The sequence below is a fragment of the Agrobacterium larrymoorei genome, assembly GCF_005145045.1.
Lineage (GTDB): Bacteria > Pseudomonadota > Alphaproteobacteria > Rhizobiales > Rhizobiaceae > Agrobacterium > Agrobacterium larrymoorei.
The window spans coordinates 299,547-325,154 of record NZ_CP039691.1; the positions used below are offsets into that span (position 1 = coordinate 299,547).

Below are 25,608 nucleotides of genomic sequence, written 5' to 3' on the forward strand. Positions count from 1 at the left end.
GGGGATTTTGAAAGGGCGTGGACGTTTTCGCATTGGGGGAGTGGGCGAAACATTTGCGAAGGTGGGATTTATATCCCTGCCTCAACTCGCGATATATCTTCCAAGCCATTGATATTGCTTTTTAAAATCCCATGCGCCCAAAAAAGCCACTATGTTGGGCGAGCACTTCAATCCCAATCGTCGTTCGCTGGTTCGCGACGGTTCAGCAAAGGTTCAGGATCGGCGCGAAATAAAGCTACGTTGTTTCAATCTCGACAAGCAAACTGAAACAAGTACCGGTTAAGACAAGTCTAAAGCATCTCCATTCAGGGTCCAGAATACGAGCCGATGTCATTTCATATTACGCCGACCGCCGCCGCCCGTGATTCAGAAACCAAGCAGATCGATCACAACGATTCGATCCGGTCCGTCTATTTCAATATAGACGAACTGAAGGCTTGCGGAGCCGAGCTTTCAAAGTCCGGTGCCGAAACCCTGCCGGGCTTCATGGAGTTCGATTTCTTCGCGCGTCACCGCGAGAATGAAAAAGAAATTCTGAGAGTGTACCGCACGACGGCGGTGGATTCGGAAAACGGCCAGACGATTACGCCTGCTGCCGAGTGGTTGTTGGACAACCACTACGTGATCGAAGAGGCGATCCAGGAAGTCCGCCGCGACTTCCCGCGCAAGTTCTATCGTCAGCTTCCGACGATGAAGGTCGGCAATGTCGAAATTCCGCGGGTTATGGCGCTGGCTTGGCTTTATGTGGCCCATACGCACAGTACGGTATCGCGTGAAAGCCTGACGGCGCTTGTCGAAGGCTTCCAGACATCCAGCACATTGCAGATCGGTGAGCTTTGGGCCCTGCCCTCCTTCCTCCGCTTCGTGCTGATCGAAAACCTGCGCCGCATTTCCATTCGCGTGGAGCGTTCGCGCCGCATGCGCCAGAAGGCGAATGAGGTTGTCGATGAAATCATCCGCCTCAACGAGGCCGAGCCTTCCGCCGAATTCCTGAAGCAGATCGACCCGCTGGTCGATGATCCGACCTTCGCAACGCAGTTCCTCTACCGTCTGAGAAACGGTTCACAGACATCGAACTTTGCGCTGAACTGGCTGGAAGAGCGTCTTCACAGCGTCGGTACCGACGCCGAAAACGTGATGATGGCGGAGCATAACCGCCTCGCCTCCGGCAATGTGACGATGGGTAACATCGTCAAGAGCCTGCGCGAGATCGATGATACGGAATGGTCGGTCTGGTTCGAGGAAGTCAGCCATATCGACAAGGTTCTGCGTGAGCAGACCGATTACGAGACACTGGATTTCGGCTCACGCAATACTTACCGCAACACCGTGGAGCTTCTGGCACGCCGGTCCTCCAAGACCGAAGTGGAAGTCGCCCAGACTGCGGTCGACATGGTGGCCGAGACCGCTTCGTCCAACGAGACATATCCGCATCAGCCGAATGTCGGCTCCTTCCTCGTCGGCCAGCGCCGCAAGGAGCTTGAGAAACGGATCGGCTATAACCCGCTTGTCTCGCAGAAGATCGTGCGCGTTATGCGCCGGTTCAACTGGATGGCGGTTGCGGCACCGGTTCTGGTGTTGACTGCGATTGCCATGCTTGCCGTGGGCTGGTTCCTGGCAGAAGCGGGCATGCCCTGGTACGTGGTTACGGCGTTCCTGCTGATGTTTGCGCTTCCGGCGTCGGAAGGCGCGACGGGTCTCTTCAACACGCTGGTCACATTCTTCGTCAAGCCGTTCCGCCTCGTCGGTTACGAGTTCAAGAACGGCATTCCTGAAGATGCGCGTACCCTGGTCGCCGTGCCGTGCATGATCACCAGTCGCGATGCCGTCGATGAGATGATCCGCAATCTCGAGGTTCATTATCTCGCCAATCCGCATGGTGAAATCTACTTCTCGCTGATCAGCGACTGGCGCGATGCCCAGCAGGAGCAGACGCCCGAGGATGTGGAAATACTTGACTATGCCAAACGCGAAATCGCAACGCTTTCGGCGCGCTACGCCTTTGATGGCAAGACCCGCTTCTTCCTGCTGCATCGCCGCCGCATCTACAATCCGTCCGAAGGTTGCTGGATGGGCTGGGAGCGCAAGCGCGGCAAGCTGCATGAACTGAACCTGCTGCTGCGCGGCGACAAGGATACGACCTTCCTCAGCGGCGCCAATATCGTGCCTGAGAACGTCAAATACGTGATGACACTGGATGCGGATACGCGCCTGATGCGCGACGCCGTGACCAAGCTCGTCGGCAAGATGCATCACCCGATCAACCGACCGGTTCACGATGCAGAGACCGGTCGCGTCATCCACGGCTACGGTCTTCTGCAGCCGCGTGTCACACCGTCTCTGACGACCGGTAAGGACGCATCCGTCTTCCAGCGCGTTTTCTCGATCAATCGCGGTATCGATCCTTATGTCTTTACCGTGTCCGACGTCTACCAGGACCTGACCTCGGAAGGCACCTTCACGGGTAAGGGTCTGTATGACGTCGATGCTTTCGAAACGGCGCTCAAGGGCCGTATCGAAGAAAATGCCGTTCTATCGCACGACCTTCTTGAAGGCTCCTTTGCGCGCTGCGCATTGGTGACCGATGTGGAACTGGTTGAAGACTTCCCGACCCGTTACGAGGTGGAAGTTTCGCGTCAGCATCGCTGGGCGCGTGGCGACTGGCAGCTGCTGCCTTATATTCTCGATGCCGCGCGCGGCGTTACTCCGCTTGGCCGCTGGAAGATGATCGACAATCTCCGTCGTTCACTGACGCCGATTGCTTGGTTCGTTGCATCCGTCCTCGGCTGGTACTTCATGGGTCCGTTCGGCGCGCTGATCTGGCAGATCCTGCTGATCTTCTCGCTCTTCGTTGCCCCGACGATCTCGCTGCTGTCCGGTCTCGTGCCGCGCTCCACCGATATCGTGCCGCAGGCGCATTTCCATACGATCTGGTCTGAAATCCGCGCGACCAATGCGCAGGTTGCCCTGCGCATCGTCTTCATCGCGGATGGCGCATGCATGATGGCGGATGCCATCGGTCGTTCGCTCTATCGTCTCTTCGTTAGCCGCAAGCTGATGCTGGAATGGCGCACTGCCGCCAGCATCCAGTCCAGCGCGCAGGGCAGCGTTTTCGATTATTACCGTCAGATGTGGCATGCGCCGGTCGTAGCGCTGCTCGGCCTGCTGTTCGCTTCGCTTCCGGGAGACAACGCCTTCCTTGTGGGCGTGCCTTTCGCGCTTCTTTGGGTCTTCTCGCCTGTCGTCGCGTGGTATGTCAGCCAGTCGGCTGAGACCGAGGACCGCATGTTCGTGTCCGAGCATGTTTCGAGCGAGCTGAGAAAGATCGCACGTCGCACGTGGCGTTACTACGAAACTTTCGTCAACAAGGACGAGAACTATCTGCCGCCGGATAACTTCCAGGAAACGCCGGAGCCGATCGTTGCCAGCCGTACTTCGCCCACTAATATCGGCGTTTATCTGCTGTCGACTATTTCCGCGCGCCAGTTCGGCTGGATAAGCTTCTCCGATACCATCGAGCGTCTGGAGAAGACCATCGAGACCGTCGAGAAGATGGAGAAGTATCGCGGTCACCTCTATAACTGGTACCACACGGATACGCTTCAGACGCTTGGACCGCGTTATGTCTCGGCTGTCGATAGCGGTAACCTCGCAGGTCACCTGATCGCCATTTCCTCTGCCTGCCGCCAGTGGGCAGAAGCGCCATCGGCGCATCTTCAGGGCAATCTCGATGGTATCGGCGATGTCGCAGGTATTGTCCGTGAAAGCCTGAAAGAACTGCCGGACGACCGCAAGAACCTGCGTCCGCTGCATCGTCGTCTGGAAGAGCGCATCATCGGCTTCTCCAACGCGCTTGCTGCCGTGAAGCGCGAGCATGAGTTTGCGTCCATCCGCGTCATCAACCTTGCGGTTCTGGCGCGTGACATTCAGAAGCTCGCTTCCAACCTCGATCTGGAAGTGAAGTCCGAGCAAAGTGCAGAAGTGACCCGCTGGGCGCAGATGCTGGTGGATTGCTGTGAAGCGCATATTTCAGATAGCGCCTTCGATCACTCGACCATCGATTCGCTTCGCGAGCGTCTCGCATCGCTGAGGGATCGCAGCCGCGATCTCGCCTTCTCCATGGACTTCGGTTTCCTTTATCGCAAGGATCGCCGTCTGCTCTCCATCGGCTACCGCGTGGAAAGCAAGGAACTGGACGAGGCCTGCTACGACCTTCTGGCCTCCGAGTGCCGTCTGACCAGCCTTTTCGCCATCGCCAAGGGCGACCTGCCGACGGAGCACTGGTATCGTCTCGGTCGCCAGGTCGTGCCGATTGGCGCCCAGGGTGCGCTGGTCTCCTGGTCGGGCTCGATGTTCGAATATCTGATGCCGCCGCTTGTCATGCAGGAGCGTCAGGGTGGTATTCTCAACCAGACCAACAATCTGATCGTCCGGGAACAGATGAACCATGGCCGCCGTCTCGGTACGCCGTGGGGCATCTCCGAAGCCGCTTTTAACGCGCGCGATCATAATATGAACTACCAGTACACCAACTTCGGTGTGCCGACGCTCGGCCTCAAGCGCGGCCTCGGCCAGAACGCCGTTATCGCGCCTTACGCTTCCATTCTCGCTGCGCAGTATGATCCGGATGGCGCGCTGGAAAACCTTGAAAAGCTGCGCAAGCTCGGCGCTCTTGGACGCTACGGTTTCCATGATGCCGTGGACTTCACGCCGACCCGTGTGCCGGATGGCAAGGTCTGCGCGGTTGTTTACAACTACTACGCCCACCACCATGGCATGTCGATTGCGGCTGTCGCCAACGTGGCATTCGATGGCTTCCTGCGTGAACTCTTCCACGCCGACCCGGTCATCGAGGCGGCCGAACTGCTGTTGCAGGAAAAGGCGCCGCGCGAAGTGCCGGTCATGAGCGCGAAATACGAGCCGGAAACGCCCGGCAAGGAACAGGCCGACCTGCTGCGTGCCGAAGTTCGCACGATTGCCGATCCGGCTGTCCGTGACCGCGAAGTGGTGTTCCTGTCGAACGGTCACTATTCGACCATGCTGACGGCGACGGGTGCCGGTTACTCCAAGTGGAACGGTCAGGCGATCTCGCGCTGGAAGGCCGATCCGACGGAAGATCGCTGGGGCACGTTCCTCTTCCTGCGCGATACGGCATCCGGTCAGTGGTGGAGCGCCACGGCTGAGCCGCGTGTCGCTGAAGGCGAAAAGACCAAGACCGTCTTCATGGACGATCGCGCCGAGTTCCACAAAACCGTGGGTGATCTGCAGAGCGTGGTCGAATGCATCGTCGCCACCGAGCATGATGCGGAAGGCCGCCGCGTCACGCTTCTCAATGTCGGAACGGAAGATCGTTACATCGAAGTGACCTCCTATATGGAGCCCGTCATTGCGAATGAAGACGATGACAATGCTCATCCGCTCTTTTCCCGCATGTTCGTGCAGACGGAAATCGGCAAGCGCGGCGATGTCATTCGTGCATGGCGCAACAAGCGCTCGCCGAGTGAAGCCGGTACCGTTATCGCCCATCTAGCAGCGGACAATGCCGGTTCGTCACGCCAGACGGAATTCGAAACGGATCGCGCCAAGTTCCTCGGTCGCGGACGTTCGCTTTCGGAAGCTGCCGCATTCGACGCGGGTGCGACGCTCTCCAGCGCCGATGGCTTTACGCTCGATCCGATCCTGTCGCTTCGCCGTGTGGTGCGCGTACCGGCGGGCAAGAAAGTCAGTGTGATTTTCTGGACCATCGCCGCACCAAGCCGCGAAGAGGTCGACAAGGCTATCGATCGCTACCGTCACCCGGATGCTTTCGCGCATGAACTCGTTCATGCCTGGACGCGCACGCAGGTTCAGATGCGCCATGTCGGCGTCACTTCCCAGCAGGCGGCGGCGTTCCAGCATCTTGCACGTTATCTGGTTTATCCGGATATGCATCTGCGCGCCGATGCGGATACGTTGAAGACGGGCCTTGCCTCGCAGCGTGCCCTCTGGCCGCTGGCGATTTCGGGCGACTTCCCGATCTTCGCCCTTCGCATAAATGACGACATGGATATGGACATTGCGCGTGAAGCGCTGAGTGCCCATGAATATCTGCGCGCACGTGGCGTGATCTTCGATCTCGTCATCGTCAACGAACGTGCGGCTTCCTATGCCCAGGACATGCAGCATGCGCTGGATCACATTTCCGAAGCGCAGCGCCGTATCAATCCGGCAGATGGCGGCAGACCGCATGTCTTCTCGGTGCGCCGCGATCTGATCGACGAGGAAACCTGGTCGGCACTTCTCGCCGCGTCCCGTGTCGTTCTTCACGTCCGCAACGGCAAGATCGTGGATCAGGTGAACCGCGCCGTGTCGCTCTTTGCGGCCCATCGCGGACCGGACAATGCCAATGTGGCGCTGGCACGCCTGCCTGCACCTGCCTATCCGGTCGCAGATCCTGTCGAGGATGCGCATGATCTCGATTTCTGGAACGGCTTCGGTGGTTTCACCAAGGACGGGCGTGAATATGTCGTGCGCCTGAACCGCGGCCAATCCACGCCGCATCCATGGATCAACGTCATCTCCAATGAAAAGTTTGGCTTCCATGTTTCGGCGGAAGGCGCTGGTTTCACATGGAGCAGAAACTCGCGCGACTATCAGTTGACGCCATGGACGAACGACCCGGTGACCAATCGTCCCGGCGAGGCGATCTATGTTGCCGATGCCGACAGCGGAAAGATCCACTCGCCGTTCGCCGCTATCGGCCGCCACCCGGAAGCCGTTTTCGAGGCCCGTCATGGTCTCGGTTACTCCACCTTCCGTAGCGTGGATGATGGTCTCGATATCGAGGTGACGCAGACAGTGGATCGCGAAAAGCCGGTCAAGCTTTCGCGCCTCACGATCCGCAACGTCGGAACGCAGAACAGACGCCTGAAGACCTATGGTTATGTCGAATGGGTGCTGGGCAATAACACGCAGAAATCAGCTCCCTTCATCCTCAGCAGCCATGATGAGGAAACGGGCGCACTTTTCGCCTCGAACCCCTACAGCATCGACTATAACAAGAGGGCATCCTTCCTCTCGCTCGATGCACCATCGACAAGCTTCACCACCAGCAAGCGGGAGTTCATCGGTCGCTATGGCTCGATCCACTCGCCGCAGGCAGTGGTGACGGGTGCCGCTCTTTCCGGCACCACGGAGCTGGATGGCGCTCCCTGTGCCGCGTTGATGCAGGAAATCCATCTGAAGCCCGGCGAAGAGCGGCATGTGCTGTTCTATCTTGGCGATAGCGACACTGTCGAAGAAGCCCGCGCTCTGGTGAAGGATATTCGTCAGGTTGATTTCGATACGGTGCTTCAGGCGAACAAGGATTTCTGGGCTGGCTTTACCGGCCAGTTGCAGGTGTCCACGCCGGATGCGGGCTTCAACCATCTGGTCAACAGCTGGCTGCCCTATCAGGCGCTTGCCTGCCGCATTCTGGCACGCACCGCCTTCTACCAGTCCAGCGGTGCCTTCGGTTTCCGTGACCAGTTGCAGGATACGCTTGCCTTCCTGCTCTACCAGCCGGAACTCGCGCGCAAGCAGATCACGCGTGCAGCCGGGCGTCAGTTCGTGGAAGGTGATGTCCAGCACTGGTGGTTGCCGTTGACGGGTGCAGGTGTCCGCACCACGATCTCCGATGACGTGGTCTGGCTCGCCTATGCGACCTATCAGTACATCTCGGCAACGGGCGATAAGGCGATCCTTGACGAGGAAATCCCCTTCCTTAAGGGTGCGGCGCTGATGCCCGGTCAGCATGACGCGTTCTTCCAGCCGGAAGTCAGCGACAAGACCGCGAGCCTTTATGAGCACGTGGCACTTGCGCTCGATCTTGCGATCCATCGCACCGGCGAAAACGGTCTTCCGCTCATGCTGGGCGGTGACTGGAACGACGGCATGAACCTCGTCGGTGTTGGCGGCAAGGGTACGAGCGTATGGCTCGGCTGGTTCCTCTGCGGCACGCTGCGCGATCTTATTGCGATTGCCGAAGAGCGGCGCGATCTTGACCGTGTGGAACGCTGGAAGACGCACCGCGACAAGCTGCGTGCAGCGCTGGAAACCGCTGGCTGGGATGGCGAATATTATCGTCGTGGTTACTTCGACGATGGTACCCCGCTCGGCTCCTCCACCAGCGACGAATGCCAGATCGATTCCCTCGGCCAAAGCTGGAGTGTTCTGTCCGGTGAAGGCGAGGAGCAGCGTTCCCAGCAGGCCATGGATGCCGTGATGACGAAGCTGGTCGATGAAGAGACGGGGATCATCCGCCTGTTCACGCCGCCTTTCCGTCGCACGCCGCATAATCCTGGCTACATCAAGGGTTATCCGCCGGGTGTCCGTGAGAATGGCGGTCAATATACGCATGCGGCGACATGGGTCGTGCTGGCGCTCGCCAAGCTCGGTCGCAGCGAGGATGCATGGAAGTGCTTCTCTATGCTGAACCCGGTCAACCATGCGCTGGATCGTGGTGCAGCCGAGGCCTATAGCGTGGAGCCCTATGTGGTGACGGCGGATGTCTATGGCGAAAATGCCTATGCCGGTCGCGGTGGCTGGAGCTGGTACACAGGCTCCGCAGGGCTTCTCTACCGTGCTGCTGTCGAAGGCATACTCGGCATCACGCGGATCGGCGGAAAGCTACATATAGAGCCTTCGCTGCCGGAAGGCTGGGATACGTTCTCCGCCAAAATCACGCTGGAAGGCAAGACGAGAGAAGTCGTCGTCAAGCGCACCGCAGGTTCACCGGACGTCGCCGTTACGCTCGATGGCAAGCCGGCATCGGGTACCGATCGCGCAATTCCGTTCGACTGATTGATCGGAGGGCAGGCTGTCTGTCCTCCGTCCAAATAAAAAGCCACGGCGCCGAAGGGTGCCGTGGCTTTTTGTTGAGATATTATGGTTCAGCGCGCGCCGAAAATCGCGGAGCCGACTCGAACGCTCGTCGCGCCGAATTCGATGGCGGTTTCGAAATCGCCGGACATGCCCATGGACAGCTTTTCCAGACCGCATTCCTTCGCAAGCTTACCCAGCAACGCGAAATGCGGGCCGGGATTTTCATCGGCAGGCGGAATGCACATCAGGCCCTCGACGGCGATCTTCAACTCATCGCGGCACATGCTGACGAAAGCTGCGGTTTCGCGTGGATCGATTCCCGCCTTTTGCGGCTCAAGCCCCGTATTGACCTGCACATAGAAGCGCAGTGCCCTGCCCTGCTTCTGGCATTCCTCGGAAAGCGCCCGCGCGATCTTCTCGCGGTCCACGCTTTGAATGACGTCGAAAAGCGCCACCGCATCCGCCGACTTGTTGGATTGCAGCGGGCCGATCAGGTGGAGTTCGATATCCGGCGTCTTTTCCTTAAGCGCTGGCCATTTGCCCTGCGCTTCCTGAACCCGGTTTTCACCGAAAACGCGCTGTCCGCAATCCATCACCGGCTGGATTGCATCTGCGTCGAAGGTCTTGGAGACGGCGACCAGATTGACATCGGTGGGTTTGCGACCGGCCTTTTCGGCTGTGCTGCTGATCCGATGCCTGACCTCTTCGAGACGCGCTTCGATTTCCATGACAAAGACCTTCGTTTGAATGCGTTAGCAGGCTAGGTAAACGCGCTTCGCCTTGATGCCAAGCGCGATTGTCACCATTTAAGCGCGGTAGCGTGAAGATTGTCCCGCGAAACCCCTCCCAAACTTGACGCATGGGTCGTTTCATGGTGAAGGTCAGCGCAAATTTACCCTCGATACCCGGATTTCAGAAGTATGGCCATCGAACGTTATAATCCTCGCGACGCCGAGCCGCGCTGGCAGCAGCAGTGGAACGAAGACAAGGTTTTCGTCACAGACAACAGCGATGCACGCGAGAAATATTACGTTCTTGAGATGTTCCCGTACCCTTCGGGCCGCATCCACATGGGTCATGTGCGCAATTACGCCATGGGCGATGTCGTTGCGCGTTACAAGCGCGCACGCGGTTATAACGTCCTGCACCCCATGGGCTGGGATGCCTTCGGCATGCCTGCGGAAAATGCCGCCATGCAGAACAAGGTTCACCCCAAGGACTGGACCTACCAGAACATTGCGAGCATGCGCAGCCAGCTGAAGTCCATGGGCCTGTCTCTGGACTGGACGCGCGAATTTGCGACCTGCGATGTGGATTATTACCACCGCCAGCAGTCGCTGTTCATCGACTTCATGGAGAAGGGGCTGGTTTACCGCAAGCAATCCAAGGTCAACTGGGACCCGGTCGATCATACCGTTCTGGCCAACGAGCAGGTTATCGACGGGCGCGGCTGGCGCTCCGGTGCTTTGGTCGAACAGCGTGAACTGACGCAGTGGTTCTTCCGCATTACCGATTTCAGTCAGGATCTGCTGGACTCGCTGGATGAGCTGGACCAGTGGCCGGAAAAAGTCCGTCTGATGCAGAAGAACTGGATTGGCAAGTCCGAAGGTCTGTCGCTGCGCTGGCAGACGGTTGCTGCAACAGCACCTGCCGGTTTCGATGACGTTACGGTTTATACGACACGCCCGGACACTCTGTTCGGTGCATCCTTCCTTGCCATTGCCGCAGACCATCCGCTGGCGAAGAAGCTGGCGGAAAACAACGCCGAGATCGCCGAATTCTGCGACGAATGCCGTCGTCAGGGAACGTCTCTGGCAGCATTGGAAACGGCTGAAAAGAAGGGCATGGATACGGGCGTCAAGGTCGTGCATCCGCTGGATCACTCCTGGGAGCTGCCGGTCTATATCGCCAACTTCGTTCTGATGGATTATGGCACGGGCGCCATCTTCGGCTGCCCGTCCGGCGATCAACGCGACCTGGATTTCGCCCGCAAATACGGGCTGCCGGTCGTGCCTGTCGTGATGCCGGAAGATGGTGATGCCGAGACCTTCGCTGTTGGCGACGAGGCCTATGTCGATGACGGCATCATGATCAACTCCAAGTTCCTGAACGGCATGAAGACGACGGATGCTTTCGAAGCCGTCGTCACCAGGCTGTCCGCTCAGACGCTGGGCAATGAGCCGCAGGCAGAGCGCAAGGTGAATTTCCGCCTGCGCGACTGGGGCATTTCGCGCCAGCGTTATTGGGGTTGCCCGATCCCGGTCATTCACTGCGAAGTCTGTGGCGTCGTGCCGGTTCCGAAGAAGGATCTTCCGGTCAAGCTGCCCGATGACGTGACTTTCGATGTGCCCGGCAACCCGCTGGATCGCCACGCGACCTGGCGTCACGTTGCCTGCCCGCAATGCGGTCATGATGCACGGCGCGAAACCGACACCATGGATACCTTCGTGGATTCCAGCTGGTACTTCACCCGCTTTACCGCGCCGTGGGAAGACCAGCCGACCGACCCGAAGGTCGCCAATCGCTGGCTGCCTGTAGACCAGTATATTGGCGGTATCGAACACGCGATCCTGCATCTGCTCTATTCCCGCTTCTTCACCCGCGCGATGAAGGAAACCGGCCATGTGGACGTGAAGGAGCCCTTCAAGGGCCTGTTCACGCAGGGCATGGTGGTGCATGAGACCTATCGCCTCGGTGAAGGCCAGAACGGCCAGTGGGTCGTACCGGCAGACATCCGCATCGAAGAAGTAGACGGCAAGCGCCGCGCCTTCATGCTGGAAGGCGGCGAGGAAGTCGCTATCGGCTCCATCGAGAAGATGTCGAAGTCGAAGAAGAACGTGGTCGATCCGGACGATATCATTGCGTCTTACGGCGCCGATACCGCCCGTTTCTTCGTCCTCTCGGATAGCCCACCGGATCGCGACGTGATCTGGTCGGAAGCAGGTGTCGAAGGCGCGCATCGCTTCGTGCAGCGCGTCTGGCGCATCGTCGGTGAAGCAGCGGAAGAGCTCAAGACGGTGAACGCCGCTCCTGCAACGGAAGGCGAAGGTCTTGTCGTGTCCAAGGCCGCGCACAAGACGCTGAAGGCCGTTCAGGAGTATCTGGACAAGCTCGCCTTCAACAAGGCGATTGCCCGCATCTATGAATTCGTCAACACGATTGCCGGGCCTCTGGCCGAGATCGCTGCTGGCGGCAAGCCGAACGATGTGAAGGCAGCCGCGCGCGAAGCGGTCGAAATCCTTATCCGCATGATCGCGCCGATGACCCCGCATCTGGCGGAAGAGTGCTGGACGGTGCTGGGCAATAGCGGTCTGGTCGCGCAGTCGGCGTGGCCGAATTTCGTTCCCGCGCTGGTCGAGGAGAACGATGTCGTTCTGCCGATCCAGATCAACGGCAAGAAGCGTGGCGAATTGACAATCGCGCGCGATGCGGATCAAGATGCCGTCCGCGCCGCCGTGCTGGAAGTGGATGCCGTGAAAGCGGCGCTGGCCGGTGCCGAGCCGAAGAAAATCATCGTGGTTCCACAAAGGATTGTGAACATTGTTGTCTGATGCCTATTCCAGATGGGGCCGCGTAGCAGCGGCAATTTCAGTCGTTCTCTTCGCTGGCCTTCTGGCGGGTTGCCAGGTGCGCCCTCTCTATGGCGAAGCTTCGGGAACGCGTGAGAAGCTGGCTTCGGTCAACTTTTCTCCAGCCAGCGACCGGCTGACACAGGAAGTGCGTAACCATCTCGTATTTCTGGCTTACGGCGGCGAAGGCTCGCCGACGAAGACGGATTATCAGGTGAAGCTCGTCGTCACGTCCAGCGCGACCTCCACCGAGGTCACGAACGATACGAGCCTTTCGGCTGCCAAGAACAATTATGACGGTCCCTATCCGGGTCGCGTTACCATGACGGGCCAATATGTGCTGACGCGCGTGTCGGACGGTCAGGTGCTACGTTCCGCCAAGCGCACCGTCACCTCCATGCTCGACCTGCCACAGCAGGAATTTGCCAAGATCCGCGCCATTCGTGACGGTGAAAACCGTGCCGCGCGCGAACTGGCCGAGATCATCCGCACGGACATTGCCGCCACGCTCAGCCGATGAGCTGCGACCATGACGGAAATAAAGTCTCATGAATTCGAACGCTTCGCCGAGAACCCGGCGGAGCGTTTTCGCATCTTCGTCCTGTACGGGCCTGACCGCGGTCTCGTTTCCGAGCGCGCCGCAGCCATTGCCTCCAAGACCGGTATCGATCCCAACGATGCCTTTGCGTCCCTGAAGCTTGCCGTGACCGATCTGCAGGGTGATCCCGGGCGGCTTCTGGATGAGGTCAATGCCATCGGTCTCTTCGGCGGAGAAAAGCTTGTCTGGGTGAAGGGCGCTGCAAACGAGAAAGCGCTTGTGGATGCGCTTAACGTGCTGGCTGAGACGCCGCCTCAATCGAGCTTTCTGATCATCGAAGCCGGTGACATCAAGAAGGGTGTCGGCCTGCGCAAGATCGCCGAGCCGTCGCGGGCTATTGCTGCCATTCCCTGCTACGCGGACGATGCCCGTTCGCTGAACGCGCTGATCGATCACGAGCTCGCAGATGAACAGCTTCGCATATCGCCAGCGGCGCGCCAGCGTCTGATCGAATCGCTTGGTGGCGACCGCATCGCGTCGCGCAACGAGGTCAGGAAGCTGGCGCTCTATTGCCGTGGTCGCGATGTGATCGAAGAGGATGATGTTGCGGCGATCATAGGCGATGCCAGCGCGGTTTCCGCCGACGATGCCGTGGATGCCATTCTGAAAGGCGACCGCAATGCCTTCTTCCACGCAACGCAGAAGATCATTTCCTCAAAGACCCCGATCTTTCTCGTGCTTCAGGGGTGCCTGCGGCAGTTCCAGCTTCTCGACCAGATGCGGGCCGAAATGGATGAGAAGAAGCTGCAGGCCGGTCAGGTCATGCAGACGCTCGGGCGCGGCATTCACTTTCGGCGCAAGCCGGTGATCGAGCGGGCGCTCAGAACATGGCAGCCAGCGGCGATTGCGCGTGAGATGAACCGATTACAGTCCGCCATCCTCCAAAGCCGTCAGAGGCAAAGCCTGGAGGAAAGCGTGGCACTTTTAACGCTGCTCGCTACAACGCTTCAGGCGGGACGAGGGAGTTGAGGTTCGGCAGGCAGGCGGCGCTGTCATACGTCGCAGAATAATGACTGCATTTGTCTCAACGTAGAAAGCGGCTCACAGACATTGAAAAAGCCTCCTCAGCTTTGCCGGGAGGCTTTTAAAATTCGCGCAGTAGATTCTCGCTCAGTCGCCCTTGCCGGGCTCTGCGGAGAAATAGAGGTCCAGCTTGCCTTCCACGCCGTCCATTTCCTTGGCTTCCGGCATAGGGTCGCGTTTGACCGTGATATTCGGCCAGATGGCGGCATATTCGGCATTCAGCTTCAGCCACTTGTCGAGACCCGGCTCCGTATCCGGCTTGATGGCCTCGGCGGGACATTCCGGCTCGCATACGCCGCAGTCGATGCACTCATCGGGATTGATCGCCAGAAAATTCTCGCCCTCATAGAAGCAGTCCACGGGGCAGACTTCAACACAGTCGGTATATTTGCAGCGGATGCAATTGTCGGTCACGACATACGTCATGATGAACTCCAGAATATGCAGGCCGGGTGGTTTGGCTTTGAAACGGAAGCCCTCGCCCGGAATTCAGATAGGGCATTTTGGCAAGTGAGGTAATGCCTTTGCCAGCAGATAGCAAGGATAAACAATCCTGAAAAACAGGCTCATCTTAGTGATTTATTCTAAAGCGTCGAGGGCGTTCTGATTCGCTCGTCGGCAGACCATGCATGTGGCGAACGGTCTTCGGTAAGCAGTGACACTGAGTGTTGCCGTGATCCTTAGTCGTCGCTGCTGTCATCCATGAATCTGTCGAGCGCGCGGCGCTCCTTCTTCGTCGGGCGACCGCTGCCGGGCTCACGGACGGCCTGCTCAAGCAATGTCAGGCGCTCGCCGGGTTCTTTCGGTGGTGTCTGGTCATCATAAAGCAGTTTGGCTTCTTCATAAGGGCCGCGTCGATCTCCCGCTGCCTTTACTATGAGAACACGGTCGACGCGCTCCAGGCCGATGTCCAGCCGGTCACCGATCTTTACCACATGGCTTGCCTGACGGACCGGCGCGCCGTTGATGCGGACATTGCCGGACTGGATATAGCTTTGCGCCAAAGAGCGGGATTTGACCATACGGGCGAAGAACAGCCACTTATCGAGGCGCTGGCGCCCTGAATCCTGTGACTGTTCCTTTTCGCCCATGGCCTTACTTCTTCAACTGCTCCTTGAGAGCAGCGAGTTTTGCGAATGGAGAATCCGGGTCCATCGGCTTTTCCTTGCGCGGTGGCTTGGATTCGAAGCGCTGCTGACCCTGTGGCTTACCGCCACGGTCGTTACGCTCTGGCCGATCCTTGCGCTCGCCGCGATCATGACGCTCATTGCGGTTGTTGCCGCGGCCGTTGTTGTTGTCCGGACGTCCGCCTTCGCGCTTGCGATCACCGTCGCGGTTGAAGTTCTGACGGTTGCCCTGACGGCCCTCGCCTGCGTCGCCGCGACGCTCTCCTTCACCGCGATTACCTTCGCCACGGTTACCGGCATTGCGGTTGCCCGGACGGCGATTGTCGGTGCGCTGGTTGTCGTTGCGGCCACCCGGACGCCACAGCAGAACCGGCTTCGGCTCGGCATTCTCGGTGGCAGCGTCGTCGGCCTTGGCCTCGGCAGGTGCCTCGTCCGTCTTGGCTTCGGTCGCAACTTCCGCAGAAGCTTCGCCTTCGGAAGTTTCCTCGGCATCTGCATCGTCATGCGCTGTTTCTTCGGCGGGAGCGGCTTCGGTTGCCTCTACCTTGGTGGCATCACCGCTCTGGCTGGCGAGGAAGCTTGCTGCCTCTTCTGCCGAAACCTGATCGGCGCGGTAGCCAAGACCCTTCAGAATCTCTTCCATATCGTCCAGCGTCGCACCAAGGATCGACAGCATCGCTGTCGTGGTGGTGAAGCGGCGACCGTCATATGCGCCTTCAGGGCGCGGCTGTGTGCCGGGCTTCCACTGGAGCAGCGGACGGATCAGGTCGGCCAGACGCTCAAGAATATCGATGCGGACGGCGCGTTTGCCGAGGAAGCGGAAACCGGCCAGCTTGTAGAACATGCGTTCATAGCTGGAATCCGTAACGACAGAGGTACGACCGGCTGCCAGAACCGGGATGAGATCGCCATAGCCGGGCTTGCCGAGACCATCATTTTTCAACGCCCAGAGAAGCGTAACGAGTTCTGCGGGTGCCGGCTTTAGCAGCGCAGGCAGGAAAACATGGTAAGCGCCGAAGCGGATGCCATAGCGGCGCATGGAGGCGCGCGCATCCTGATCCAGCGTCTTGACCTCTTCCGCCACATCGCGACGGAAAAGCACGCCGAGATTTTCGACCAGCTGGAAGGCAAGGCCCTTTGCCAGGCCCTGAAGGTCTTCGGCACGGGAAATATCGTCCAGAGGCTTCAGCACGGTGGCAATCTGGTGGTTTACGAAGCGCTCGATACGGGCAACGGCGTGATCGCGCGCATTGCCGTTCAGCTGCTCGTCCGCCAGAATGATGACGCGCGGCTTCATGATATTGTCACCGGCGGTCAGGCGTGCGACCGGGTCGCCCAGCCAACGGACCAAACCGTCCGAGCTCAAGGCGAGATCGCCATTGCCGCTGGCATGGAGACGCGCAGCGCGAGCCTCGAATTCCAACGCCAGCGCCTTTTGCGCAGCCGCTTGCACGGCCTTGGCATCTGGACCTTCGGTTCCCGCAACCGGCGTAAACCGGAATCCCGCCAATTGACCGACATGATGTCCTTCTACGAAGACATCACCATTCACACTGATTTCAGCTTCAAGCATCGCATTCTCTCTTAGGCGCCTCATGAGCACAGATGTCCTGCGATCAACAAAGCGTTTCGTCAACCTTTCATGTAGCGCATCGGACAATCGATCCTCGATTTCCCGTGTCTTTTCTTGCCAGTGTGTCGGATCGGCAAGCCATCCTGGGCGGTTCGATACATACGTCCATGTTCTGATCTGCGCAATCCTTGCAGAAAGCGTATCGATCTCGCCGTCCGTCCGGTCTGCTCGGCGCACCTGTTCGGCCATGAAATTCTCATTGACCGTGCCGCGTTTGACGAGATCGAAATAGAGCGTCGAAATCAGATCGGCATGTTGTGCAGGCGCGATGCGGCGATAATCCGGCAAGGCGCAGGCTTCCCACAATCTTTCAACACGTTCGGCGGTTGTCGTAATGTCGATGATCTCGGGATAGCGCGACAGATATTCCAGCGATTGCTGGTCGATAGCGGGAAGCGCTCTGGACAGTCCCTGAACCGTTGGCGCGGCATCGAGGCTCGCCTGAAGATTTCTGATAGACGAGAAATCGAAGTTCTTCGTGCGCCATTGCAGCACTTTGACCGGATCGAACTCATGTGATTCGATGCGCTCGACCAGCTCGTCATCCAGCGGATCGACGCGACCCGTCACGCCAAACGTGCCGTCGCGCAGATGGCGACCCGCGCGCCCGGCGATCTGGCCCATTTCAGCCGGATTAAGATTGCGGAACTGGTAGCCGTCAAATTTGCGATCCTGGGCGAAGGCGACATGGTCGACATCGAGATTGAGGCCCATGCCGATAGCGTCGGTCGCTACCAGATATTCGACATCACCGTTCTGATAGAGGCCAACCTGCGCATTGCGGGTGCGCGGGGAGAGGGCGCCAAGCACCACCGCAGCCCCGCCGCGCTGACGGCGGACCAGCTCCGCGATGGCGTAAACCTCGTCTGCAGAGAAAGCCACGATGGCCGTGCGCTGGGGCAGGCGGGTGATTTTCTTCGAGCCGGCGTAAAATAGCTGCGACAGGCGAGGGCGCTCGACCATGACGATGCCGGGCAGCAGCTTTTCGAGGATCGGGCGCATGGTTCCCGCACCCAGCAGCAGTGTTTCTTCCCTGCCGCGCAGATGGAGTACGCGGTCGGTGAAGATATGCCCGCGTTCCAGATCACCCGCCAGCTGCACTTCGTCGATGGCAACGAAAGCGGCATTCGTCTCGCGCGGCATGGCTTCCACGGTGCAGACAGAATATTTGGCGCGTGGAGGGGAAATCTTCTCTTCGCCGGTAATCAGCGCCACATTGGGCGCACCGACCTTTTCCACCAGCCGCGTATAGACCTCGCGGGCCAAGAGGCGCAGTGGCAGACCGATAACGCCGCTTCCATGCGCCACCATGCGTTCGATGGCATAATGGGTCTTGCCGGTATTTGTCGGTCCAAGAACGGCCGTCACACCGCGGCCGCTCAAGATCATGGGGCGAAAATTCAACGTACTATCCGCGAAATCGAAGACACTCAATGTTTGAAGCCAGATGCGTGCAGAGCATTCGGCCTCTTTCTCCACACATGGCAATCGCGAGCGGCAAAGGCAAGGCGGAAAGCGAGAATGCTCGCCGCGGATGCAATTTCATCTGTAAAAACCGGCTAAAACGCCGAATAGCAGTGGCTGAAGAACAGGTTGAGAACGAATCGGAGACGAATCGCTGACTCGTGATGATTCAGGATTTGTTCACGGCAAGATGTGGGTCTCGTTATTCAACCCAACACCAGATGCTGAATCAGAAAATCCTGTTTTAAAGCGGTTGCCCGGTCAAAAGCTTCGGTCCGTTGCGGTCTGCCGTGCCTGCGGCCTGACCGATGAAATAGGATTTCAAACCCGGAATTCTGTCCACGACACCGAGTCCGAAATCGCGCGCGATGCGGATCGGCCCGACATCGTTGGAGAACAACCGGTTCAGGACATCGGTGGTGACGCCCATCCGCACCGTATCGAAGCGGCGCCAGGACTGGTATCGCTCGAGAACGTTCAGGGAGCCGATATCGAGGCCGAGGCGATCTGCTTCGACAACGGTTTCCGCCAAAGCGGCTACATCCTTGAAACCAAGATTGAGGCCCTGACCGGAAATCGGATGGATGCCGTGGGCCGCATCACCCGCAAGCGCAATGCGCGGTGCCACGAAGGCTCGGGCGAGCGTCAGGCCAAGAGGAAACGCACGGCGAGGGCCAACGGGCCGTACCGTTCCGAGTTTATGGCCGAAGCGGCGTTCCAGTTCTTCTTCGAAAACCAGATCGTCCGAAGCGACCAATCGGTCAGCGTCAGCAGTCCGCTCAGTCCAGACGAGGGAGGAGCGGTTGCCCTTGAGCGGCAGGATTGCAAAGGGGCCGGAAGGCAGGAAATGCTCTTCCGCACAGCCATCGTGGGGACGCTCGTGCTCGACGGTCGTGACGATGCCGGACTGGTCGTATTTCCATTCCACCGTCTTGATGCCAGCCATGGTCCGCAGGGCGGAACGAACGCCGTCGCAGGCAACAAGGAGACGGGTTTCCAACGAAGAACCATCGGAAAGGGAAATCACATTGCTTTGCGCACCCGCACTAAAGCCGGAAACGCTTAGGCCATGACGGATAGTGATGCCGAGGCGTTCGCAAACACCGCGCAACGCGCCGACCATGGCGACATTCGGAATCATATGCGCAAATGGCTGGCCATCGGCGACATCGCCGTCGAAGGTCAGGAAGACGGGACGTACCGGGTCGGAGGTTCTGGAATCGGTCACGATCATCTTATTGATCGGCTGCGCTTCCGGTTTCAACTCTTCCCAGATGCCAAAGACTTCAAGCATGCGTGTGGCTGCAGCAATGATGGCGGAGGCGCGAACGTCTTTTTTCCAGACGTCCTCGGGCGCAGCCTCGATCACCTGAACATCAAGATGCGGAGAAGCCTGTTTGATGGCGACGGCAACACTCAGGCCGACATATCCGCCTCCGGCAATCACGACATCATGCATTGCGTCTTCTCCTGCATTCTTGTGAATATACACGCCGCACTATAGACCATCAGTTTACGTCTTCATACAGCCGGAGCCTGCCGAAATGTCGCGCACTTCACAGTCGTCAAGTCCCATGGAAAATCTGCTTTCCACGCTCGACCTTGAAAAGCTTGAGGAAAACCTCTTCCGCGGCATCAGCCCGCAAGTGGGATGGCAGCGCGTTTTCGGCGGTCAGGTCATCGCCCAGGCCCTGATGGCCGCTCAGCGCACGGTTGATGATGATCGTTATGTTCACTCTCTCCATGCCTATTTCATGCGTCCTGGCGATCCGTTGGTTCCGATCATCTATCAGGTAGATCGAATCCGCGACGGATCAAGCTTTGCGACGCGGCGCATCGTCGCGATCCAGCACGGGCACGCCATATTCTCCATGTCCGCCTCGTTCCAGATCGAAGAGGGCGGGTTCGATCATCAGAGCATCATTCCAAAGGTGCCGCAGCCGGAACAGTTGATGAGCGAAGCGCAGATGCAGGAAGCGTTTCTAGCCAAGGCGCCACCCGCAATCCGCAAATACTGGGAAAACAAGCGCCCCATCGAAATCCGGCCGGTTTCGCTGACCCATTATATTTCCAAGGAAAAGCTGGAGCCGCAGCAGGATATCTGGGTGCGGGCCGTCGGCTTGGTGCCGGATGACCGGCATTATCAGGCAGCGGTTCTGGCTTACCTCTCCGACATGACACTGCTCGATACGTCGCTCTATGCCCATGGAACAACGATTTTCGATCCGACGATACAGGTTGCGAGCCTTGACCACGCCATGTGGTTCCACCGGCCCTGCAAGCTTGAGGACTGGCTTCTCTACACGCAGGACAGCCCCAGTGCTTCCGGTGCAAGGGGGCTCACCCGTGGAAGCCTGTTCACACGCGACGGCGTGCTGATCGCCTCGATGGCGCAGGAAGGATTGATTCGCAAACGGGCAATTGATTAAATAATGGGCTATTTTTAAAAAATGCTCATTATTTGCTCGCCTAAAGCGCGAACAACTGCCCGTTTTAAGGCTTCATCTTTTATAATCTTTACTTTTCAATAAGTTATCCGGCTGCCCGTCAAACTGGCACGGCCTTTGAATGTAGCTCTGTAGTCGCTGTTATCGATCTTCCAGCGTCAAGGAGAGTCGGCCCCGTGCCGAGGCAAACAAAGGATGGGAAACCAGATGAAAATTGTGATGGCCATTATCAAGCCGTTCAAGCTGGATGAGGTGCGCGAGGCTCTCACCGCGGTCGGCATCCAGGGCCTGACCGTAACCGAGGTAAAGGGTTACGGACGTCAGAAGGGACATACCGAAATCTATCGCGGCACCGAATATGCGGTGAGCTTTCTTCCGAAGCTGAAGATCGAAATCGCGGTTGCGTCCGACGTTGTCGAAAAAGCGGTCGAGGCCATCGCGTCAGCTGCAAAGACGGGGCAGATCGGCGACGGCAAGATTTTTGTCTATTCGATTGAACAGGCCGTGCGCATCCGTACTGGCGAAACGAACACAGAAGCGCTGTAAAGAGCTCGGCTGACAGGGGAGTCCTCACATTATGAACTTCAAGAAAATTTCCACACTCAGCGCGCTTGGTGCCGGTGCGGCCAGCCTTCTGGCGCCGGTCATCGCTTTTGCGCAGGATGCTGCAGCTCCGGCAGCCGCCGCTGCAGCAGCAGCGCCTGTTCCGGAAAAAGCCGATACGGCATTCATGTTTCTCGCCACGATCCTCGTGTTTTTCATGCTGATCCCGGGCCTTGCACTCTTCTATGGCGGTCTTGTTCGCGCCAAGAACATGCTTTCCGTTCTCATGCAGTGCACGGTCATCGGCGCCGTCATGATGCTGATCTGGGTCGCTTACGGCTATTCCTTCGCTTTCGGCGGTTCGACCAACGCCTATTTCGGCGGCTTTGCCAAAATCTTCCTGTCCGGTATCACGTTGGAAAGCACCGCTGCGACCTTCTCGCAGGGTGTGGTCATTCCTGAATACAGCTTCGTCATCTTCCAGATGACCTTCGCTGCCCTGACGCCTGCCCTGATCATCGGCGCTTTTGCCGAACGCATCAAGTTCTCCGCTGTCATCCTCTTCACCGTTCTCTGGGCGACTTTCGTCTACTTCCCGATTGCTCACATGGTTTGGGATGCAAACGGCCTGATCTTCGGCATGGGCGCTCTCGATTTCGCCGGTGGTACCGTCGTTCACATCAATGCCGGTGTCGCAGGCCTTATCGGCGCGATCATGGTTGGCAAGCGTACCGGCTACGGCAAGGACATGATGGCGCCTCACTCCATGACGCTGACGCTCGTCGGTGCTGCCATGCTCTGGTTCGGCTGGTTCGGCTTCAACGCCGGTTCCAACCTCGAGGCATCCGGTGGTGCGGTTCTGGCAACCATCAACACCTTCGTCGCAACGGCTGCTGCCATCGTCTCCTGGTCGCTGGTTGAAAGCTTCACGCGCGGCAAGGCCTCGATGCTCGGCGCAGCATCCGGCATGATCGCCGGTCTCGTTGCCGTAACCCCTGCTGCCGGTTCTGTCGGCCCGATGGGTGCAATCGTTCTCGGCCTCATCGTGTCTCCGCTCTGCTACTTCTTCGTCTCTGTGGTGAAGAACAAGTTCGGCTATGACGACACGGCTGACGTCTTCGGCGTCCATGGCGTTGGCGGTATCTTCGGCGCTCTCGGCACTGGCATCTTCACCTCGCCGCTGCTGGGTGGCACGGGCAAGCCGGACTTCTCCATCGCTGCACAGGTCTGGACGCAGTTCGTTGCTGTTGCGATCACCATCGTCTGGTGCGCCATCGTTTCCATCATCCTTTACAAGATCGTCGACCTTATCGTTGGTCTGCGTGTTCCGGTGGAAGCAGAACGCGAAGGTCTCGACCTCGCCTCTCACGGCGAAGCGGCTTACCACTCCTGATATGGTTGGTGTGCCGTTGCGGCATGCCCTATCAAGCCCGGCGGTGACGCCGGGCTTTTTCTTTTTCGCGGCGCATTTGCCGGTGGTAAACGAGTTTTCGTGTGGTTAATGCCGCATTAACCACCATGCCGCTATTTTGCCCTGTCATCCCTGCTTCAGTCGCGAAGCTCCGGAAAAACAAAGAACGACAGGTTCAACATATGGGCAGAGTGAATTCTCCGACATTCGAGGGCCGTGATAACCGCTTCGTGCTGACGGCATTCGTCATGCGCCAGATCATGGCGCTGTGCGGCTTTGCCGTTCTGGCAGCACTGGCGCTCGGCGTAACCGCGCTTGCAACATGGAATGTCGCCGATCCAAGCCTTTCCTATGCCACCGCCAACGAGCCGACCAATCTGCTCGGCCACAGCGGCGCGATCTTTGCCGATATCATGATGCAGTTCCTCGGCCTGTCATCCTTGATTGCGATGCTGCCGATCCTTTCCTGGGCGTTCATCCTGATTTCGGGACGTCGGTTTACGCGTATTCCTGCGCGCCTTGTGGCCTGGATCGGCGGTGCCTTCATTGCCTCCGCCTCTCTCGGCTGCTTCCCCGCTCCCGCGACATGGCCGTTGCCGAACGGGATCGGTGGCGTGATCGGAGACATGATCCTACGGTTTCCGGCGCTCTTCATCGGTGCTTACCCGACCGGCACGGCTGCGACCGTGCTCGGTGCTATTCTGGCGGCGCCTGCCGCGTGGCTTATGCTCGTCGCTTCCGGCCTGATCGGCTCGTCCGATGCGGACGCGGAGGAGGATTTTGCACCTCAGCCTGCTGCAGCCAGCAAGACGCGCAAGGTTCAGGAGGTGGATGAGGATGACGAGGATGAAGGAGATGGTTTCTTCGGCAGCTTCCTCGCCTTTGGCGCACTGACCCATTACTGGTACATCACGCAGGCGCGGCTGCGCCGCGCATTGGGAGTGAAGCCGAAATCTCGCTCGAACGAATTCGAGCAGCCCTATGATTTCAACGATTATGAATTCGGCACGCTGAACGAGCCGTCTCGACTGAAGACGGCAATCAACCGCCTCGATCAAAGGGCGGAGCCTTCCTTCGAAGAGCGGGCGGAAGCACGCGCCCGCCGGCAGATGTCGCCGCCGCCGATCTCGATGGGCGATAATGCCGATTTCGATGAGCCGTCATTCGATGACGAGGATCACCTGCCGGATGGTGTTCTCTCCGGTGACGCGAAGTTCAGCGCCCGTCCTCCCGCGGGAAGCCCGACCCGTATCACCGCGCCTCCTGCGCGCCCGAAGCCAAGCGAGCGCGTTGCGCGGGAAGCTCAGGCATCTTTCATCTCGCCGGAAGGCTTCCAGTTGCCCTCAATCCATCTTCTGGCAGAGCCGAAGAATGTGGTTCGGGACAACACTCTGAACGAAGACGTGCTGGAGAAGAACGCCCGCAGGCTGGAAGGCGTGCTGGAAGACTTCGGCGTCAAGGGTGAGATCATCCACGTTCGCCCAGGCCCAGTTGTGACACTATACGAGCTTGAGCCAGCACCTGGCATCAAATCCTCCCGCGTCATCGGACTGGCGGATGATATTGCTCGCTCCATGAGCGCAATTGCGGCCCGCGTCGCGGTCGTTCCGGGCCGCAATGCCATCGGTATCGAATTGCCGAACCGTTCTCGTGAAACGGTTTACCTTCGCGAACTGGTCGGCTCGCGCGATTTCGAAAGCAGCAAGGCGAAGCTGCCCATGGCGCTGGGCAAGACGATCGGCGGCGAAGCCGTGATTGCCGATCTGGCGAAGATGCCGCATCTTCTCGTGGCCGGTACCACCGGTTCGGGTAAGTCTGTTGCCATCAACACCATGATCCTGTCGCTGACCTACCGCATGACGCCGGAACAGTGCCGCCTGATCATGATCGATCCGAAAATGCTCGAACTGTCGATCTATGACGGCATTCCGCATCTTCTCTCTCCCGTTGTTACCGATCCGAAGAAGGCCGTCGTTGCGCTGAAATGGACAGTGCGCGAGATGGAAGAACGCTACAAGAAAATGTCCAAGATCGGCGTTCGCAACATCGATGGCTTCAATACCCGTGTCCAGCAGGCGCTGGACAAGGGCGAAGTGCTGACGAGAACCGTGCAGACCGGTTTCGACCGCCAGACCGGCGAAGCTATGTATGAGACGGAAGAGTTCGATCTGAAGCCGTTGCCCTATATCGTCGTCATTATCGACGAAATGGCGGACCTGATGATGGTCGCGGGCAAGGATATCGAAGGTGCCGTGCAGCGTCTGGCGCAGATGGCGCGCGCCGCGGGCATCCACGTCATCATGGCGACACAGCGTCCTTCTGTCGACGTCATCACCGGCACGATCAAGGCCAACTTCCCGACCCGTATCTCCTTCCAGGTCACCTCAAAGATCGATAGCCGCACCATTCTCGGCGAGCAGGGTGCCGAACAGCTGCTCGGCATGGGCGATATGCTCTACATGGCCGGTGGCGGGCGTATCCAGCGTGTCCACGGGCCATTCGTTTCGGACAATGAGGTCGACGAAATCGTTGCCTACCTCAAGAGCCAGGGCTCGCCAGATTATCTCGAAGCGATTACCGAGGAAGATGAGGACGAGGATGGTGGCGGTCCTGCGGGAACCGGCAACATGGCCGAATCCGATGATCCTTACGATCAGGCCGTGGCCGTCGTTCTTCGAGATGGCAAGGCATCGACGTCTTACGTCCAGCGGCGTCTGGGCATCGGTTACAACCGCGCAGCCTCGCTGATCGAGCGCATGGAACAGGAAGGCATTATCGGCCCTGCCAACCATGCCGGAAAACGTGAAATTCTCGTACCCACCGAAAGTGATTAGTGCTGAAGGACGGGGTGTTTGCCCGGAGTGGTTAAGGACAAAAGAAGGGCATCGTCCTTCACGGTAATGTCAGCAACCAAGACAGGGTTCCAGCGTTATAGCCAACGCTCTACGTCAT

The 25,608-nt window shown here is 58.7% G+C and carries 13 protein-coding genes; 8 read left to right on the forward strand and 5 right to left on the reverse strand.

From position 1 onward, the window contains the following. Positions 1-327: 327 nt before the first annotated feature. Positions 328-8,820 carry a glycoside hydrolase family 94 protein gene (locus tag CFBP5473_RS01420; protein WP_027673526.1) on the forward strand — a complete coding sequence of 2,831 codons (8,493 nt, stop codon included), beginning with the start codon at positions 328-330 and terminating at the stop codon, positions 8,818-8,820. An 89-nt stretch (positions 8,821-8,909) separates the two neighbouring features. Here the strand turns inward: CFBP5473_RS01420 and CFBP5473_RS01425 are convergent, their stop codons facing one another. After that, complete coding sequence (locus CFBP5473_RS01425; protein ID WP_027673527.1) at positions 8,910-9,569, reverse strand: YggS family pyridoxal phosphate-dependent enzyme; 660 nt, start codon at positions 9,567-9,569, stop codon at positions 8,910-8,912. A 192-nt stretch (positions 9,570-9,761) separates the two neighbouring features. Here CFBP5473_RS01425 and leuS point away from each other — a divergent pair, with 192 nt between their 5' ends. From leuS to holA, 3 genes are read left to right on the forward strand one after another with little or no spacing between them, the layout of a single operon-like run. Further along, complete coding sequence (gene leuS, locus CFBP5473_RS01430) at positions 9,762-12,392, forward strand: leucine--tRNA ligase (RefSeq protein ID WP_027673528.1); 2,631 nt, start codon at positions 9,762-9,764, stop codon at positions 12,390-12,392. Beyond that, a complete protein-coding gene (locus CFBP5473_RS01435) occupies positions 12,382-12,930 on the forward strand; it encodes an LPS assembly lipoprotein LptE (protein ID WP_027673529.1) in 549 nt (182 codons plus the stop codon). The genes leuS and CFBP5473_RS01435 overlap by 11 nt, the downstream gene beginning before the upstream one ends. Positions 12,931-12,939: 9 nt before the next feature. After that, a complete protein-coding gene (gene holA / locus CFBP5473_RS01440; RefSeq protein WP_027673530.1) occupies positions 12,940-13,977 on the forward strand; it encodes a DNA polymerase III subunit delta in 1,038 nt (345 codons plus the stop codon). A 141-nt stretch (positions 13,978-14,118) separates the two neighbouring features. Here holA and fdxA read toward each other — a convergent pair whose 3' ends face one another. From fdxA to CFBP5473_RS01460, 4 genes are all read right to left on the reverse strand, one after another. Further along, a complete protein-coding gene (fdxA, locus tag CFBP5473_RS01445) occupies positions 14,119-14,457 on the reverse strand; it encodes a ferredoxin FdxA (protein WP_027673531.1) in 339 nt (112 codons plus the stop codon). A 254-nt stretch (positions 14,458-14,711) separates the two neighbouring features. After that, positions 14,712-15,122 (reverse strand): RNA-binding S4 domain-containing protein, encoded by a 411-nt coding sequence (locus tag CFBP5473_RS01450; protein ID WP_027673532.1) that lies wholly within the window; start codon positions 15,120-15,122, stop codon positions 14,712-14,714. A gap of 4 nt (positions 15,123-15,126) precedes the next feature. Beyond that, a complete protein-coding gene (locus CFBP5473_RS01455; RefSeq protein WP_027673533.1) occupies positions 15,127-18,180 on the reverse strand; it encodes a helicase-related protein in 3,054 nt (1,017 codons plus the stop codon). A 319-nt stretch (positions 18,181-18,499) separates the two neighbouring features. Continuing rightward, entirely contained in the window at positions 18,500-19,714 is a 1,215-nt protein-coding gene (locus CFBP5473_RS01460) for a ubiquinone biosynthesis hydroxylase (RefSeq protein ID WP_027673534.1), read from the reverse strand. Between the two features lie 85 nt (positions 19,715-19,799). Between CFBP5473_RS01460 and tesB the strand changes: the two genes are divergently transcribed. From tesB to CFBP5473_RS01480, 4 genes are all read left to right on the forward strand, one after another. After that, positions 19,800-20,684 carry an acyl-CoA thioesterase II gene (gene tesB, locus CFBP5473_RS01465; protein WP_027673535.1) on the forward strand — a complete coding sequence of 295 codons (885 nt, stop codon included), beginning with the start codon at positions 19,800-19,802 and terminating at the stop codon, positions 20,682-20,684. A gap of 213 nt (positions 20,685-20,897) precedes the next feature. Continuing rightward, positions 20,898-21,248: a P-II family nitrogen regulator gene (locus CFBP5473_RS01470; RefSeq protein WP_027673536.1), complete on the forward strand. Its 351-nt coding sequence runs from the start codon at positions 20,898-20,900 to the stop codon at positions 21,246-21,248. Positions 21,249-21,279: 31 nt separating this feature from the next. Continuing rightward, positions 21,280-22,638, forward strand: a complete 1,359-nt coding sequence (locus tag CFBP5473_RS01475; protein WP_037170646.1) for an ammonium transporter — start codon at positions 21,280-21,282, stop codon at positions 22,636-22,638. 200 nt (positions 22,639-22,838) lie between these two features. Beyond that, positions 22,839-25,490, forward strand: a complete 2,652-nt coding sequence (locus tag CFBP5473_RS01480) for a DNA translocase FtsK (protein ID WP_027673538.1) — start codon at positions 22,839-22,841, stop codon at positions 25,488-25,490. Positions 25,491-25,608 lie beyond the last annotated feature (118 nt).